The sequence below is a fragment of the Marinilabilia rubra genome, assembly GCF_003121985.1.
Taxonomy (GTDB): domain Bacteria; phylum Bacteroidota; class Bacteroidia; order Bacteroidales; family Marinilabiliaceae; genus Marinilabilia; species Marinilabilia rubra.
Window position 1 is genome coordinate 257,141 of record NZ_QEWP01000003.1, and the last position, 18,291, is coordinate 275,431.

The 18,291-nt window shown below is 46.0% G+C and carries 9 protein-coding genes; 6 read left to right on the forward strand and 3 right to left on the reverse strand.

The genetic code is table 11. From position 1 onward, the window contains the following. Positions 1-8 precede the first annotated feature (8 nt). The 6 genes from DDZ16_RS05520 (at position 9) to DDZ16_RS05550 (ending at position 13,828) form a co-directional block, all read left to right on the forward strand. On the forward strand, positions 9-1,550 hold the full coding sequence (locus DDZ16_RS05520) for a sulfatase-like hydrolase/transferase (protein WP_109263438.1): 1,542 nt from the start codon (positions 9-11) through the stop codon (positions 1,548-1,550). Between the two features lie 10 nt (positions 1,551-1,560). Beyond that, the gene (locus tag DDZ16_RS05525) at positions 1,561-2,946 is read left to right on the forward strand and encodes a Gfo/Idh/MocA family protein (RefSeq protein WP_109263439.1); all 1,386 of its coding nucleotides are present in this window, start codon (positions 1,561-1,563) and stop codon (positions 2,944-2,946) included. Positions 2,947-3,665: 719 nt separating this feature from the next. Continuing rightward, positions 3,666-6,917 carry a glycoside hydrolase family 2 TIM barrel-domain containing protein gene (locus DDZ16_RS05535; protein WP_109263441.1) on the forward strand — a complete coding sequence of 1,084 codons (3,252 nt, stop codon included), beginning with the start codon at positions 3,666-3,668 and terminating at the stop codon, positions 6,915-6,917. 300 nt (positions 6,918-7,217) lie between these two features. Next, positions 7,218-8,603 carry an arylsulfatase gene (locus DDZ16_RS05540; RefSeq protein ID WP_109263442.1) on the forward strand — a complete coding sequence of 462 codons (1,386 nt, stop codon included), beginning with the start codon at positions 7,218-7,220 and terminating at the stop codon, positions 8,601-8,603. Positions 8,604-8,685: 82 nt separating this feature from the next. Further along, positions 8,686-10,980, forward strand: a complete 2,295-nt coding sequence (locus tag DDZ16_RS05545; RefSeq protein ID WP_109263443.1) for a glycoside hydrolase family 95 protein — start codon at positions 8,686-8,688, stop codon at positions 10,978-10,980. A gap of 511 nt (positions 10,981-11,491) precedes the next feature. After that, on the forward strand, positions 11,492-13,828 hold the full coding sequence (locus tag DDZ16_RS05550) for a family 20 glycosylhydrolase (RefSeq protein WP_109263585.1): 2,337 nt from the start codon (positions 11,492-11,494) through the stop codon (positions 13,826-13,828). 123 nt (positions 13,829-13,951) lie between these two features. Here the strand turns inward: DDZ16_RS05550 and DDZ16_RS05555 are convergent, their stop codons facing one another. From DDZ16_RS05555 to nagB, 3 genes are all read right to left on the reverse strand, one after another. Beyond that, the gene (locus tag DDZ16_RS05555) at positions 13,952-15,004 is read right to left on the reverse strand and encodes a LacI family DNA-binding transcriptional regulator (RefSeq protein WP_109263444.1); all 1,053 of its coding nucleotides are present in this window, start codon (positions 15,002-15,004) and stop codon (positions 13,952-13,954) included. 107 nt (positions 15,005-15,111) lie between these two features. Further along, positions 15,112-16,332 carry a glucose/galactose MFS transporter gene (gene gluP, locus DDZ16_RS05560; protein WP_109263445.1) on the reverse strand — a complete coding sequence of 407 codons (1,221 nt, stop codon included), beginning with the start codon at positions 16,330-16,332 and terminating at the stop codon, positions 15,112-15,114. Between the two features lie 40 nt (positions 16,333-16,372). Beyond that, entirely contained in the window at positions 16,373-18,283 is a 1,911-nt protein-coding gene (nagB, locus tag DDZ16_RS05565; protein WP_109263586.1) for a glucosamine-6-phosphate deaminase, read from the reverse strand. Between the last annotated feature and the right edge of the window lie 8 nt (positions 18,284-18,291).

Below are 18,291 nucleotides of genomic sequence, written 5' to 3' on the forward strand. Positions count from 1 at the left end.
CTTCAATCATGAAAAAAATCTTATTCATTTTTATTGTTATTGTACCTTTTCTTCAGGTCTGCTCAGCCAAAAACGGAAGTAACATTGACCAACAGACCAAACGTCCTAATGTCCTCCTGATCTACACCGATGATGTGGGGTACGGAGATATTGGTATTTACGGAGGTGAAATCCCAACCCCAAATATTGATGCACTGGCTGAAAGTGGCATTCAGTTCACCAATGCCTATGCATCATCGGCTACATGTACACCCTCAAGATTTTCGCTGCTAACCGGGGAATACTCCTGGCGAAAGCCCGGTCGTGGTGTCGCTCCGGGAGATGCCCCGGCCCTTATTCAGCCTGGAAAAGAGACATTACCTTCAGTCATGAAGCGTGCCGGCTATCGCACAGGAGTCATTGGCAAATGGCACCTCGGGCTGGGTGGCGATGAAGGGCCTGACTGGAATGGTAAAATCACCCCCGGTCCTCTGGAAATCGGTTTCGATTATTCTTTTATTATCCCCGCCACCGGCGACCGTGTACCCACCGTATTTGTGGAAAACCATCATATTGTGGGGCTCGACCCTGATGATCCGATTGAGGTCAGTTTCAGCGAAAAAATCGGCGACCGCCCCACCGGGAAAGAACACCCGGAACAACTGAAGATGATGTGGACCCAGGGACATAACCACTCCATCATCAACGGCATCAGTCGCATCGGTTACATGAAAGGAGGCGAATCGGCTCTTTGGAAGGATGAAGATTTTGCGGGCACATTTGTAAAAAAAGCCCAAAGCTTCATTCAAAACCGGGATGCAAAAGATCCTTTCTTCCTCTTCTTCTCCACTCATGACATTCATGTGCCACGTGTGCCTCATGAACGCTTTGCCGGCACTACCGGACACGGACCACGCGGTGACGTTATTGCACAACTCGACTGGACAGTTGGCGCATTGATGGATTATCTGGAACAAGAAGATTTGCGGGACAACACCATTGTGATATTCTCATCCGATAACGGCCCGGTTCTGGACGATGGGTATGCCGACGAAGCTGCCGAAAAACTCGGGCTGCACGATCCTTTCAGCAACTTAAGGGGTGGCAAATACAGCGCATTTGAGGCAGGTACCAAAGTGCCGTTTATTATCTCCTGGCCTGCTGAAATCCCACCAGGGCAAACAAGTGAAGCCCTCTTTTCCCAGGTAGATCTTCTGGCCTCTTTTGCTGCTTTTAACAAAACCGGATTTGATGCCTCAGAAGCCATGGACAGCCAGAATCACTGGGATGTACTGATGGGAAAAACCACTCAGGGCAGAGCCGCCATTGTGCAGGAAGCCATTGGCCGCACCTTATCTTACGTTACCAAAGATGGGTATAAATACATCTCACCCAGCAACCGCGGACCACTGATCTCCTGGGGCGTAAACATCGAAACCGGCTTCGCCCCTGCCCCTCAGCTTTATAATCTCAATGAAGACCCTCAGGAAATCAGGAATATTGCTGAAAAACATCCTGAGTTGGTTTCACAATTAGAAAAAGAACTCAATAAAATAATCAACAAGCAATAAATGACAAGTCATGAAGAACATTAATTACTTATTATTATTCCTTTTGGCTATAACAGGATCTTATGCCTGTCAGCCACGTCCTACCCAAAATCAAACATTTGATCCCAAAGAGGTATATACTACTCCTGAACGCCCTGCCGGTCAAACCGATGTGCTGGAACTAAGGGCTGATCCTATCGATACTGTAAATGTTGCGATCATTGGCCTTGGCATGCGGGGCTCGGGAGCAGTATACCGTTATACATTTCTGGATGGGGCAAGAGTGGCTGCCATTGCCGATGTGGTGCCTGAAAAAGTTGAGCGGGCCCAGAAAATCCTTCAGGACAACGGTCGCCCCAAAGCAGATGCCTATACCAGCGAAGAAGGCTGGAAGGAAATCTGTGAACGCGACGACATCGACCTGGTTTACATCGTTACCAATTGGGCGCTTCACACCCCCATTGCTGTTTATGCCATGGAAAACGGAAAACATGTGGCGACCGAAGTGCCTGCCGCCCTCACCATGGAAGAGTGCTGGCAACTGGTCAACACCGCTGAGAAAACCCGTCGCCACTGCATGATGCTCGAAAACTGCAACTACGACTTTTTTGAAATGGCCACACTGAACATGGCTCAGCAAGGGGTATTGGGCGAAATTGTGCATGCTGAAGGTGCTTACATCCATGATCTCCGTTTTCTGAACTTCAGGGAGGAAAACGGTTATTGGAACATGTGGCGTCTGGATCACATGAAAAACCGGGATGCCAACCTCTATCCCACTCACGGTTTTGGCCCCATTGCTCATGCCATGAACCTGCACCGCGGGGATAAGATGAATTATTTGGTTTCTGTATCCAGCGGCCAGTTTGGAATGACCGAATATGCCAAAGAAAAATTTGGAGAAGACTCTGAATACGCCAAACAAGAGTACAAAAAAGGCGACATGAACACATCCATCATCAAAACAGCCAAAGGTAAAACCATTATGCTGCAACATGATGTCACCAGTCCGCGACCATATAGCCGCATCCATATGCTGAGCGGCACAAAAGGCTTTGTTCGTAAATGGCCTAAGCGCGGTATAGCCCTGGAACCCAATGCACATAGTTTCCTTTCGGATGAGGAAATGAAAGAGATGCTTGAAAAATATGAACATCCCATAACTAAAGAAGTGGGGGAAAAAGCCCGCGAAGTAGGGGGACATGGCGGTATGGATTTCATTATGGACTATCGCCTGATTTACTGCCTTCGGAATGGTTTGCCTCTTGATCAGGACGTTTACGATGCTGCCGAATGGTCCTGTATTGTAGCCCTTTCTGAAGCATCAGTGAAAAATCATGGTATGCCGGTTAAAGTACCTGACTTTACCCGTGGCGCCTGGAAGAAACTGGATAAAGTAACGTATTATAGGAATTAGATTTTTAGAGTATTAGATGTTAGATAAAGAGTATATCAAGAGGAATGCCCCTATCCGAAAAGTCCAAATTTGAAGTCATTCTGAGCTTGTCGAAGAATCTTTTCCTTTAATAAACAGATGTTTCGACTGCGCTCAACATGACACCCCTTTGAAGTATTATACTCTTGAGACAACCAGACCTAATCTTTCATTGATAATCCTAATCGTTTTTGGAAAACCATCTAAAAATCTCTAAAACATAACCCGGGCGGATGCCTGATTCATTGCCTCCGCCCGATTTTTAATATTATGAGTATCCGTTCTTATACCCAATTTAAAAGCAGACCCGCAGGAAAGGACGGCCTTGATCGGTGAGCCAAAAAAACAAGTGAAGATGGGGTTAAAAAATCTTTTCTGTTTGATCCCGAAATTAGTTTTTGTTGGTTTTTGGGGCACCAAAAACCTTACAAAACTTAAATCGGGAGAGTTTAAAAGATTTTAGCCATCAAACGCTGTTTTTTTGAGTGAAGCGATCACAGCCTTGGATTATTGCGATTAGCGAAAGCAGTGTCATGCTCGCTTGAACAATGCTGAGTGTAGCAATAATCATGAAATAATTTTTTTGATTCCTTTTTTGTGTCAAGACAAAAAAGGAATTGGGGTTCAAGGGGCAAAGCCCCTCAATATTATTGTGAAGTAGGTAAATAACCGGATATTCATGTTTAATATTACAAATAATCATGAAAAAGCTATTCATCTCTTTATTCCTGCTTGCCTTCGGAGCTTCAGGAGCACAAAGCCAGGATAAACCCGAATGGGAAAATCCCCTGGTCACTCAAATCAACAAGGAACCGGCAAGAGCGACTTTCACATCGTTCCAATCACCCGATAAGGCGTTAGAGGGTGAAGAGCCGGAATTCAGACAATCCCTTAACGGAACCTGGAAATTTCATTTGGCAAAGAAACCCTCTGAAAAGCCCGATAACTTTTTTGACCCCAACTTTGACGTAAGCAAGTGGGATGACATAAAAGTGCCCGGGAACTGGGAAGTGGAAGGTTTTGACGTTCCCATTTATGTCAACATTCCTTACCCTTTTGCCGATGAGCGCACCCCCATTACAGAGCTGAAAAACGGGCCGGAACCACCCAGGGTTCCCCGCGATTATAATCCGGTTGGTTCCTACAGGCACAGTTTTAACATCTCCACCAATTGGGATGGACGTCGCATTCTCATTCAGTTTGGAGCTGTAAAATCGGCTTTCTACATCTGGATAAATGGCGAAAAAGTAGGATACAGCGAAGGCAGCAAATTGCCTGCTGAGTTCGACATCACCGACTATGCCCTTCCCGGCCAGACCAACACCGTTGCATTGGAAGTTTACCGGTGGAGCGACGCCAGCTACCTGGAATGCCAGGATTTCTGGCGCCTGTCAGGCATCGAAAGGAATGTTGAAATTTACAGTCAGCCTCACACCCGCATACGTGACTTCGAAGTGGTTTCAACCCTCGATGAAGCTTACCGCAACGGCGAACTATCTCTGTTTGTGGATGTCAAAAATCACATCTCGCAAAACCGGAACCTGGTGGTAGAAATGACGTTGCTTGACCAGGACACTCCCGTTTTAACTCAGCAAAATGAGCTGTTTCTGCCAAAAGCCAGCGAGTTAACCTCAGAATTCAAAACCACATTGCCGGGCATCCGACCATGGAGTGCTGAGAAGCCAAATTTGTACACACTGCTGGTCACCTTGCGCAATGAAGACGGGACCGTTCTGGAAAGCACTGCCCGAAAAATTGGCTTCAGGTCGGTGGAGATAAAAAGAGGTCAGTTGCTTATCAACGGGGTAGCTGTTACTCTCAAAGGCGCCAATCTTCATGAGCACCACCCCGAAACCGGGCATGTGATGGATGAAGAGATGATGATGCGCGACATTGAACTGATGAAGCAAAACAATCTCAACGCGGTGCGACTGGCTCACTACCCCCAGCCTGAGGGGTGGTACGAACTCTGCGATGAATATGGCATCTACATTGTGGATGAAGCCAACATCGAATCGCACGGACTGGGCTACGGAGAGCGTTCGCTGGCCAAAGACCCTCTTTGGCAGAAAGCCCATGTGGAACGCATGACCCGGATGGTGGAACGCGATAAAAACCACCCGTCGGTTATCATTTGGTCGATGGGAAATGAAGGTGGCAACGGCATCAACTTCAAAGAGGGGTACAAAGCCATAAAGGCTCTGGACCGAAGTTTACGCCCAGTACAGTACGAACGTACCGAAATCGGTAGCCGTTTTGCACTCGACTTTGACTGGAATACCGATATCATCGTTCCTCAGTATCCGGGACCAAAGACTTTTGAGTGGTTCGGACAAAAATTGCTGGACCGCCCCTTCATACCTTCTGAGTACGCCCATGCCATGGGCAACAGTACCGGAAACTTCCAGGATTACTGGGACTACATCAATATGTACCCGCAACTTCAGGGAGGTTTTATCTGGGACTGGGTGAACCAGAGTATCTGGAAGGAAGATGAAAACGGACAGCGCATCCGGGCTTATGGTGGCGACTTTGGCGAAAACATGCCCAGCGACGGCAACTTCCTGCTCAACGGCATTGTCAACGCAGACCGCTCGCCCCAGCCGGCTTTGCATGAGGTGAAGAAAGCCCATGAGTGGGTAAAATTCAAGCCATTGCGCCTCAACCAGAACGAAGCCCGTTTGCTGGTGGAAAACTATTACGACTTCACCAATCTGAGGGAATATCAAATCAAGGCTTACATTAAAGCCGACGGACAGACACTAAAAACCGTTGAGTTGCCCGTTACAGAAATCAATCCCCACCTGGGAGGTGTAGTGAATTTTGACATCTCCGGAATTGAAGTTCAGCCCGCCACCGAGTATTTCCTGGAGATGGAAGTAACGACACGTAAGGCGCAACAGGGTGTTATTCCCGAAGGACATGTGGTGGCGCGCGAACAAATCATGCTTCCATGGGAAAGCGAATTGAAGCAGGAGAAGCAGATGCCAAATGGAAAGGTAGAGATGAATGAAGGCTCTGATTTCTATAACTTCCGTATGGGTGATGTTTCGCTAAGGATCGATAAAAGCACCGGATACATTAACGGCTATCAACACAAAAACACCGATTTGATTCAGCCCGATGGTGGCCCCAAACCGGACTTATGGCGTGCACCCAACGACAATGATTTTGGAGCAGGCATGCCACAGAAAAACATCAACTGGAAAAAAGCCACGCATTCGCAGAAGCTGATCAGTATTGAGGCCAAAAAAACAGACAACAGCGCGTACAAGGTAACAGCCACATGGAATCTGCCTGAAGTGAATACCCAATTCACCACCGTCTATACCATATACAGCAACGGAAGTGTGAAGGTGGCCAACCAACTAAAAGGCTCTGAAACTGAAGAAAGTGATATCCCGAGAGTGGGAATATTAATGACACTGCCACGCGAATTCGAGAAATTCAATTGGTATGGGCGCGGTCCGTGGGAGAACTATGTGGACCGGAATACCTCATCGTTCGTGGGAATTTATTCGTCAGATGTAAGTGAACAGATGGTACCTTATGCTCGTCCACAGGAAAACGGTAACAAAACAGGCATCCGCTGGGCAGCTCTTACCAATGACAAAGGCACTGGCTTATTAATGGTTAACAATACACAGGACAAAAACCTTGAGACAACGGCTATGCCTTATTTGTCTGAGGACTTTGATGCCCGCGAAGGTTACGAATACGGTCCTGTTCACGAAGAAAACAAGCATATTGAACATGTTAAGGAACGCGACTTTGTGCGCTGGAACATCGATTACGGTCAGAGAGGTTTGGGCGGCATCAACAGCTGGGGAGCCTCACCCATGGATAAATATTTACTCGATCCATCAGTGGATTATGAGTATGAATTTACTCTGGTTCCGCTGAAAGAGGTTTCAGTGGAAGAGCTTTCAGAGATCAGCAAGGATTATCTGTAATAATATGGTGAGGCTGTCATAGAGGTCAAAATCTGAAGTCATTCTGAGTGTCACCCCATAGGTCTGGCGGATTCCGATCCGCCACAAGAGATTAAACGGCGGATCGGAATCCGCCGCACCTGATATGCAAATTTCCTTTGCAGAAAAACTCGAAATTCATGACTTTTCGGACAACTTAATATGGAAAAAACAGCGGGGTAATAAGTAACATTACCCCCGCTGCTACCCCCGCCTAATCTATATTAGAGGCAGAATTTATCAACCCTTAAAATCACCCATTGTTAACTAAAACCATTCACCATGCCATCAAGAATTTTCTATCTCCCATTTGTTTTTTTCCTGATCCTGACAGGATGCCAGGGAGAAAAACAAAAAGAGCTCCAAAAGCCCAACATCATCTACATTCTGGCTGATGACCTGGGTTACGGCGATTTGAGTTGTTACGGTCAGAAAAAATTCCGGACCCCAAACATTGACCAACTGGCCAGTGAGGGCATCCGTTTTACCAATCATTACAGTGGAAGCACTGTGTGCGCACCATCACGTAGCACTCTGTTAACCGGGCTGCATACCGGGCATACCCCCATCCGCGGCAACCGGGAAGTGAAACCCGAAGGCCAGCAACCCATGCCTGCGTCCACACGCACCATTGCTCGCGAATTGCAGGATGCAGGATACAAAACAGCCTGCATCGGAAAATGGGGTCTGGGATATCCGGGATCGGTGAGTGACCCGATGAAAATGGGGTTTGACTATTTCTTTGGATATAATTGTCAGCGGCATGCCCACCATTACTTTGTGGACTACCTTTGGGAAAACGACCAAAAAGTGGAGTATCCCGAAAAAGTTTACAGCCATGATGTGCAAACAGAAAAGGCATTCGATTTCATCCGCTCCAACCGCGACAGTACCTTCTTTTTGTATCTGGCTTATACCATCCCTCATGCCGAAATGCGTATTCCCGATAAATATCTGGAACCATTCATCGGCCAATATCCTGAGCCCAATCCCTGGCCGGGCGGCCATTACGGCAAACAAGAACATCCACGGGCCGCACTGGCGGCTATGATCACCCATCTGGATGGTGACGTGGGACGATTGATGCAGCTGCTCAAAGATCTGGGCATTGATGAAAATACGCTGGTCGTATTCACCTCCGATAACGGTCCGCATGTTGAAGGCGGCAACGATCCGGAGTTTTTCGACAGCAACGGTCCGCTTCGTGGTCACAAAAGAGACCTATACGAAGGCGGTATCCGGGTGCCCTTTGTGGCTCGCTGGCCCAAAGTCATTGAGGCTGGCCGGGAATCGGATCATATCTCCGCCTTCTGGGACATGTACCCGACTTTTTGCGAGGTGGCAGGCCGGAAGGTTCCGGAAGGACTAGACGGCATTTCCATGTTACCGGAGCTTAAGAACGAGCCACAACCCCAACACGATTATCTGTATTGGGAGTTTCACGAATTGGGCGGACGACAGGCCGTTCGCATGGAAAAATGGAAAGGCGTGCGCTACAACCTGGCTAAAGGCAACCGGGACGTTGAACTCTACAATCTGGAAACAGACATAAGCGAAGAACACAATATTGCCAATGAGCATCCAAAAATTGCAGAGAAAATGAGACGACTTATGAATGAAGCCCATCAGCCTTCATCTGTGTTTGAGTTTCCTACAGATAATGAATAATGCACAAAAAGTAAGGGTTTCACTCAAAGTGAAGCCCTTACTAACACCGAAAAAGCAAAAAAACCGACTAAATTTTTAGGATATGCAAAAAAAAATCTTCTTAATTGTTTTTCTGGCAATTTCGTTAGGGCTCAAAGCTCAGGCACCAGCCAGCACTTTAAACCTTTGGTACGACGAACCCGCCGCCGAGTGGGATGAAGCTCTGCCTCTGGGCAACGGAAGACAAGGCGCCATGGTTTTTGGCGGTGTATCGGAGGAACGTATTCAGCTCAATGAAGAGTCGGTATGGACCAAAAGGGATGAATACCAAAACATGCCTGACGGCCGCAAATACATTGATAAGATACGCCAGGTGCTCTTCGAAAAGCAATACAAAGAAGCCGACAGTCTGGCCCGCAAATATCTCCTCAGTGACCGGTTGCCTTCCAATACCAATACCTATCAAACGTTGGGGGATCTCACGCTGAATTTCGATATCCCTAAGGAAGTGAGCCATTACCGTCGTCAGCTAAATATCGGGGAAGCCGTTGCTGCAGTTTCCTTCCAGGGTGAAGGGGTCAACTATTCTCGTGAGTATTTCTCCTCTCATCCGGCCAATGCCACCGTGATTAAGCTGAGTGCAGACAAGCATGGTCAAATCTCATTTACAGCCCGGTTGACAAGACCCGGAGAGGGTGAAAAAGTCTCAGTAAAGAATACCACCCTCATCATGCATCAAAAGGTGGACGATAAGGACGGTGTTACCTATGAAACCAGAGTGAAAATTTTGCCAACTGGCGGCACTATGACCTCTGATGACCAATCTGTTCGCATCGAAAATGCCGATGAAGTGGTACTGATGCACGTGGCGGCTACCAACTACCGGGGCGATGATCCTACTCTAAAATGTGAAAAATACCTGAAAGCGCTTGACGGTAAAACCTATGAAGCCTTAAAAGCGGAACACATCACAGATTATCAGTCCTTATTTAACCGGGTGAAGCTGGACCTTGGCGAGACCGATGCCCGTTTTTTCCCTACCGATGAAAGATTGGAAGCGCTACATAAAGGATCGAAAGACCCTGCTCTTTTTGCCCTCTATTATCAGTTTGGCCGATACCTGCTCATCTCCTCATCACGCCCGGGAACAATGCCCGCCAACCTGCAGGGACTTTGGGAAGGTACCCTAACCCCGCCCTGGAATGCCGATTACCACATCAACATCAACCTGCAAATGAATTATTGGCCTGCCGAAGTCACCAATCTTCCGGAGTGTCATTTACCATTTTTAAAATTTATTGGCCGGTTGCGCGAAAATGGCCGGGAAACCGCCAAAACACTTTATGGTGCCGATGGTTTTGTGGCACATCACACTACGGATGCCTGGCTTTTTACCAATCCGCTGGGAGAACCCCGTTGGGGTATGTGGCCAATGGGTGCTGCCTGGTCGGCCACTCACATATGGGAACATTTTCTGTTTACCCGTGATACTGCTTTTCTCAAAAATTACGGATATGATGTCATGAAAGAAGCAGCCATGTTTTTATCCGGTTTTCTGGTGAAAAATCCCGAAACAGGACTGTTGGTTTCAGGGCCATCCATGTCACCCGAAAACACCTTTATCACTCCCCGTGGGGACCATGCCTCAGTGGTCATGGGCCCTTCAATGGATCATCAAATCATACATCATCTTTTCACTTCAGTAATTAAAGCCGCAAAAGTACTGGACGCAGAAGATCGTTTCACCCGGAAAATCAGCCAACAGCTTAAAAATCTAACGCCCCCACAAATCGGAAGCGACGGACGCATTCTTGAGTGGTCGGAAGAGCTTGAAGAAGCTGAGCCCGGACACCGGCATATGTCGCACTTATACGGACTTTACCCATCCAATCAGTTTTCATGGTCCGACACCCCGGAACTCATGAAGGCAGCCCGCAAAGTAATTGAAGCACGACTAAAGCACGGCGGCGGTCACACCGGATGGAGCCGGGCCTGGATGGTCAACTTTTTTGCCCGGTTGAAAGACCAGCAGGCAGCCTATGAAAATATGAGAGCGTTGCTTATCAAATCGACCCACCCCAACTTATTCGATAACCATCCCCCATTCCAGATTGATGGCAACTTTGGTGGTACCGCAGGCATCGCAGAAATGCTGCTTCAGTCGCATCAGGGATACATAGAACTGCTCCCCGCCCTTCCTGAAGCTTGGGGTACCGGATCGGTAACAGGCCTTAAAGCCAGAGGTGGTTACACGGTAGACATTTCCTGGAAAGATGGAAAGCTAAAAAGAGCCATCATCACCAGTCCTGTTGATACCGACGTTGAGGTGGTTTACAACGAAAAGAGCCGCGTGGTTTCGCTGGATAAGGAGGTTTCCAAAAGTCTTTTGGAGATATAAATATTAAACGCTGAGACGCAGATATGTTTATTTGAAAAAACAAAACTTTTGCTCTAAAATCCAACAAAAAAGAAGGCCTTCAGAAAAGGACGGCCCTGACCGGCGAGCCAAAAATAAAAGTGAAGATGGCATTAAGAAATCTTTTCCGCCTGATCCCGGGATTACCTTGCGCCCATAAATTTTTCATATCGATTCTTTAGTGGTTTTTCGTTCTATAAGAATGGTTCAAATCAGCTAAGAAGTTAGTATTCAAACGGTGCGCTGGCCCGTCCGTTTTTCGGGCCGGCGGTTTCAAAAAGACAAAATGGGCGACTTTTAAGGCCTTGCGCAGGGGCCGGAAATTTTGTCTTTTGCGGGGTGATAGGTTTAAACGGACTAGACCTTTTTGGTTCATTTTGGGGCAATGCCAAAAAGAACAATGAAAAAAGAAATAAAAATGAAGTTGTTGCTTTTTCAGCAGCCAATAAATACCCAAGTATTCAAAAATACAACCACTAAAAATTTCACAGTAATGAAACGAACACTATTCGCTATGGCAATAGCAATGAGCTTATCCCTGTTTACGGGATGCGGCAAGAGCTCCCCCGGCAAAGATCAATTATCCATCATCCCCCTCCCAAAAGAAATGAAGGTAGGCAGTGGACATTTTGAACTAACGGCCAACACTAAAATCACCATCTCTCAGGAAAACGAAGAGGTGAAAAGTGTGACCAATTATCTGTCAGAACTGATTTCGCCTTCCACAGGGTTTTCACCTGACGTGGGGAAGTCGGCCACTGCAGAATCAAACGCCATCCACCTGGCATTAAAGCCTAAAATGAAGGGCAACAAAGGCGTTTACCTCATGGAAGTCACCAATGACGGAGTACTCATTGAAGCGCCCGATGCCATTGGGTTGTTTTACGGGGTACAATCACTTCGTCAACTGCTTCCTGCCGAAATTGAGGCGCAGTCGGTTCAGGCTGGCATTGACTGGACCATCCCGGCTGTTGTTATCAATGACGAGCCACAATTTGAGTATCGCGGGTTGCACCTTGATGTGGGTCGCCATTTTTTCCCTGTAAGTTTTATTAAGAAGTACATCGATCTGCTGGCCCTTCACAAAATGAATAAGTTCCACTGGCACCTGACCGAAGACCAGGGGTGGCGTCTGGAAATCGAGCAGTATCCAAAGCTTCAGAAAATTGCAAGTCGGCGTAAAGAGACCCTGATTGGCCACGGTGGAGAAACCCCGTTTGAATATGATGGCCAACCTTATGGAGGTTATTACACACAGGAAGAAGCCCGTGAAGTTGTAGAATATGCCCAGAAAAGGTTCATCACCGTTATTCCCGAAATTGAATTACCTGGGCATGCCCAGGCCGCTTTAGCTGCTTATCCAGAACTGGGATGTACCGGAGGCCCCTACGAAGTAGCTACCCGATGGGGCGTCTTTCCTGACATTTATTGCGCCGGACAGGAAAAGACTTTCGAATTTCTGGAAAATGTCATGCTTGAAGTTCTGGACATCTTCCCCAGCAAATACATCCATATTGGTGGCGATGAGGCTCCCAAAGACCGCTGGGAAGAATGTCCAAAATGTCAGGCCCGTATCCGTGAAGAAGGGCTGAAAGATGAACACGAACTTCAGAGCTACTTCATCACCCGGATGGAGAAATTCCTGAATGAACACGATCGCCAGATCATTGGGTGGGATGAAATTCTGGAAGGCGGACTGGCCCCGGGAGCTACCGTGATGTCATGGCGAGGTGAAGCCGGCGGTATTGAAGCTGCGAAAATGGGCCACGATGTAATAATGACCCCCAATTCGCACATGTATTTCGATCATTACCAAAATGATCCCAAAGAAGAGCCTTTAGCGATTGGCGGATTCCTTCCTCTTGAAAAGGTTTATTCGTATCATCCGGTTCCCGAAGAGCTGGGCGACGAAAAAGCCAAACATGTACTTGGTGCCCAGGGCAATTTATGGACCGAATACATGAAAACCCCCGACCATGTGGAATACATGGCCTATCCCAGAGCTGTGGCTCTTTCTGAAGTCGTATGGACTCCTATTGAAAAGAAGAATTATGAAGACTTTCTGAGCCGTCTTGAAAGACATTACGAGCGTCTCGACATGTTGGATGTAAACTACTTTTATGCACTTCCCAAGCCATCATCCAACACTGACAAAGCGGGATTTCTTGAGTCGGCAGAAATAACCTTAAGCACTCCCCTGCCCAATAGCGAAATCCGGTACACCACCGACGGCAGTGAGCCCACCAAAGACTCTGAGCTTTATGCGGGACCTATAACCGTTACAGAAACAGGGACCGTGAAAGCCATCACCGTAAAGAAAAGCTCAGGTGAAACCAGTTCAGTACTTGAAATACCGGTTGAGAAAGTAGGTTACACCTCTCCAGCCGAGGGCGTCAAGGCCGGTGAACAAGGCCTTTCATACAGCTATTATGAAGGATTTTTCAGAAGCGTGAAAGAGATGAACGAAGAATCGCCAAATAAAGAAGGTGTGCTGAAGGAAGATATGATTCCCGGTGATGTTGCCAATGCAGGATCTTTTGGATTTATTTTTACCGGTCTGTTTAAGGTGGAAAAAGAAGGATTGTATCAATTCTATCTCTCTTCTGATGATGGCAGCATGTTGTTCCTTAATAATGAAAAATTCATTGATAATGATGGCCTTCATTCGAATAAAATGGTGAGTGAAGCGACAGCCCTTAAGAAAGGTTACTACAAAATGAAGCTTTATTTTACTGAAGGAGGTGGCGGTTACAACCTTGAGTTGAAAGCCAGATTTCCGGATGGTACCGAAAGAAAACTAACACCTGCCGACTTTGTGATAGGTGAATAAACTGAAGAGTTAATACTTTTTTCTTAATTTTCATAATCAAAAAGAGCAGGATTCCCGCGGGAGTCCTGCTCTTTTACTAACCAAAACTTGCTTATTAAACTATAAAACTAAACCTGTATTGCTTCAGATATAATATTGCAGATTTTCTTTTGTAACCACATCCAGAGGCAGATACTTGATTTGATCCACTTCTTTTCTGAAGACCAGATGATCCACCAGTAGTCTGACTCCCCAATAGCCTTGCCCCCGGGGATTTTGGTTGATCAGAAAATCGACAACACCTTCGTTTAAAAGACCAATGTTTTTTGTCAGCAAATCATAGCCGACTAATTGCAGATATTCCAATCCATTCTTCTTAAGATAATCTCCAATAACAAAAGACCTGGAATTGGTGACGAAAAAGCCCCGCAGATCAGAATTTCTCCTAACTAGCTCATCCAGCTGTTTGTGACAGCTCCTCTCATCATCCCAGTTATTGATTTCTGCCCGGACAATTTTGAAACCGTTTTCTTTGCTTTCTTCAAAATAATCCATAAAACCCTGTTCCTTTTTTACAAGGTGCGTCGAATTAAGAACCTCTTTATCCAGTTGGGCCACAATGAAAGTGCCCGGTTCTTTGCTTCCGTAATGAAGCAATTTACCGGCCAGCAAACCACTTTGATACGAATCCTGCCCCACATAAGTGACGGGTTCATAATCGGGAATGTGTGTATTAAACAAATTGAAAGGAATACCTTCCTGACTCCACTTACTTAAAAATGCCAAAGATTCGCGATAGAATATGGGTGCCACCAAAATGCCTTTGTACGACATTTCGGAAAGGCGCTGGGCTTCATGCTTAAAAGATTCAACATCATTCTGTTCGAACAGAAATTTATCCACGATCACCCCATATTGACGCATCTGGGCTTCAGCTTCGTCGACCCCCCGAAACGGGGCTTCCCAATATTCATCATGGGTAGGGTCGGGAATCAGAGCTGCAATACGAAATTCTCCCGAAGAGACCAGAGCACGAGCCATCATATTGGGCTCGTACTTTAGTTCTTCCATAGCTTTAAGAATTCTTTTTTTCGCATTTTCAGAAACCCGGCCCCGGTTATGAATTACCCGGTCAACAGTTCCGGCCGACACATTAGCCCTCTCTGCAATGTCTTTTATGCGTGCTATCTTCTTCAAATTGATCTTCTATTGGTTCTTGAATTCCTATTTCGGAGACTTAAGCAATCTATAGGCGGTACGTCAGATGACTATTGTACTACCATCTATAAACTGTTATCTAAACCTCACGTCCTTATCTTATGCCCTTTTAAAGCATAAAACAGGATGTACAAAAACAATGGCAACGCCAGCCAGTATGCATTCTGAGCTCCGAAGAAGTCCTTCAAAAATCCGTAAATAGTAGGTATCAAAGCTCCCCCGACAATGGCCACCACCATTAATGAGCTACCGGCTTTGGTGAAACGACCAAGATCGGTCATCGCCAGCGGCCATAGAGCAGGCCACATCAAAGCACAACCAAGGGCTATGAAAACGATAAAGAAAATGGATATTTCGGGTGGTGTTAAAACCACCAGGAATGAACCAATTATGGCTACCCATGAACTGATTAGTAATGCTTTTGACTGACTGAGGTATTTAGGAATTAATACAATTCCGGCAATGTATCCCACTACCAAACCTACGGGAGCAATCCAGGCATACAATTCAGGGTTGGGAAGATCCAGACTTTCGGCATAATCCACGAGTGTTCCCAGCGAGATGGTTTCCACTCCTACATAAAAGAACAATGCCAAAACACCCAGCAAAAGGTGAGGAAATTGCCAGATAGACGTTTTATTAGCTGCATACGGACAATCCGCTGCCGATTCTTCATCTTCTCCCACAGCCTTAACTTCAGGAAGTGGTGAAAACAAAGAGATAATACCTAAAAGGATAAATACTCCGATGATGATGATAAATGGTAAAGTTGTATCAGACAATTTCACGTGATCCACACTCTTACCAATTACCAAAGCCAGAAAAAGCGGTGCAACCGGCCAGGCCAGTTTATTCATGATACCCATGATACTCATTCGCTGTGCGGCACTTTCCATGGGGCCCAGAATGGTAACATAGGGATTCACCGTAGCCTGCAAAAATGTATTACCCATCCCACTCAGAAACGATGCGGTCAAGAACAAAGGCAAACTCTCCAAACGGGCAGATGGAATGTAAAGATAGAACCCTATGGAAAACAATAAAAACGACAGAGCCATTGTCCGCTTATATCCAATACGCTTAATTACAAATGACGCCGGATACCCGAAAATTAAGAATGCAGAGAAAGTGGCGGCTAATACCAGATAAGACTCCCCTGATGAAATGCCCAATGCTTTATTGAGCAATGGAATAAGATAACTGTTTATGCCCAAAGCAAATCCAATGGCAAAAAACATGGTTCCCAAAATGACCAGAGCCAAAAATTGACTGTTCGTCTTGGTACCTGTTGTCGGCTGAGTACTCATAATTCCTGTTTAATTATGTTAAAAAAAGGGTTGATTTAAATCAAAAATGATATCTTTTAAAAGCTTCAATGGCCTCGTATTCGGTCAATCCCAACTGATCGTATAACTTAGCTGTTTCCCGGTTACGATCTTCAGCACGTTCCCAAAACTCTCTGGAGTCGGTTCCCGGAAATACCGGCACATCTTTCTGAGATTGATGCTTAAATATAGCCATTCTTTTCTTTTTCAATTCATCAGGACTAATGGGCACTGCCATTTCCACATCTTCAACATCCCATTCCTGCCAGGCTCCACGATACAACCACACGTAACAGTCTTGGGTCCAATCCTCATTTTTTACTTCCTCAAGAGCCCTGAAAATAGCCTGAAGACAAACCGCATGTGTCCCGTGTGGGTCTTGCAAATCACCTGCAGCATAAATTTGGTGAGGCTTTACTTCCCTTAGCAAGTTTACAATAATATCTACATCTTTGGAAGAAACTGGTTGTTTTTCCACACTACCGGTTTCGTAAAACGGCAAATCTAGAAAATGCACATTTTCTTCTTTTACACCGCTGAAGCGACAGGCGGCAGCTGCCTCACCTTGCCTGATCAATCCCTTAACACTCAATACGGAAGAACTACCATTGCCATTGTTCGGATGAGATTTCAAATAACCGGAGATTTCATCATGTATCTTTTTAATTTCAGGCTGGCAAACATCAAACTTCTTTGAGAATCCACTCAGAAAATCCATAAACCGATAGGCATCGTCATCAAACACAGCAATGTTTCCCGAAGTTTGATAAGCCACATGAACATCATGTCCCTGGTCAACTAACCTCAAGAAAGTTCCTCCCATTGATATCACATCATCATCGGGATGAGGACTAAAAATAATTGACTTTTTAGGAAACGGATTTGATCTTTCCGGTCTGGTTTTATCATCTGAAGAAGGCTTACCTCCGGGCCATCCCGTAATGGTTCGTTGCAAGCGATTATGGATTTCGATATTGAGGTCATAGGCCGTGCCAGCGGTTTCTAACAAAGATCTCAGACCCCATTCCTTATAATCAACTTCGGTCAATTTCAAAATGGGTTTTCCGGTTTGGTTAGACAACCAGATAAGCGCTTTTTTCTGAAGATGTTCGGTCCATTCACAATCACCCGTTAACCAGGGAGTGTCTATCCGACTCAATCGTGACGCTGCACCTTTGTCCAATACAAATAATACATCGTCATGATTTTGAAGAAATGAGGCAGGCACCTCCCCGGTAACAAGACCTTCGGTAGCTTCTTTAACGATAGGGGCCTTGTTTTCACCCCAGCCCATCAGGAAAACCTTGTTGGCTTTCATGATGGTTTTCACGCCCATAGTAATAGCAGTGCGGGGCACATTCTCTTTTCCGCCAAAATCTTTGGCCGCATCTTCGCGTGTAATATCATTCAGATAAACCATGCGTGTCCCATCAGAGATCTGTGAGCCCGGCTCATTAAAACCAATATGGCCGGTACGACCAATTCCCAGAACCTGAATATCCAGCCCCCCTAAAGAGTTTATCTTATTATCGTAAGATCGGCAATATGCGTCCATTTCGCCCATCGGAATGGTTCCGTCGGGGATGTTTACATTTTCAGGTTTTATATCTATATGAGAAAACAGATTCTCATGCATAAACTTGTTGTAGCTTTGAGCATCAACCGGATTCATTGGATAGTATTCATCCAGATTGAATGTAATAACATTCTTAAAGCTCAAACCTTCTTCCTTATGGATTCTGATCAGCTCCTTATAGAGTAACAAAGGCGAACTCCCGGTCGCCAGTCCCAATACTGTGTATTTGTCAAGCTTGTTTTTCTCTTTAATCAAGGCCGCAATTTCGGTGGCAACAAACTTTGACCCTTCATCACGGTCTTCAAAAACCCGTGTTGAAACCTTTTCCAAATGATTCCTCAATACTGACTCGGTCATAATTATTT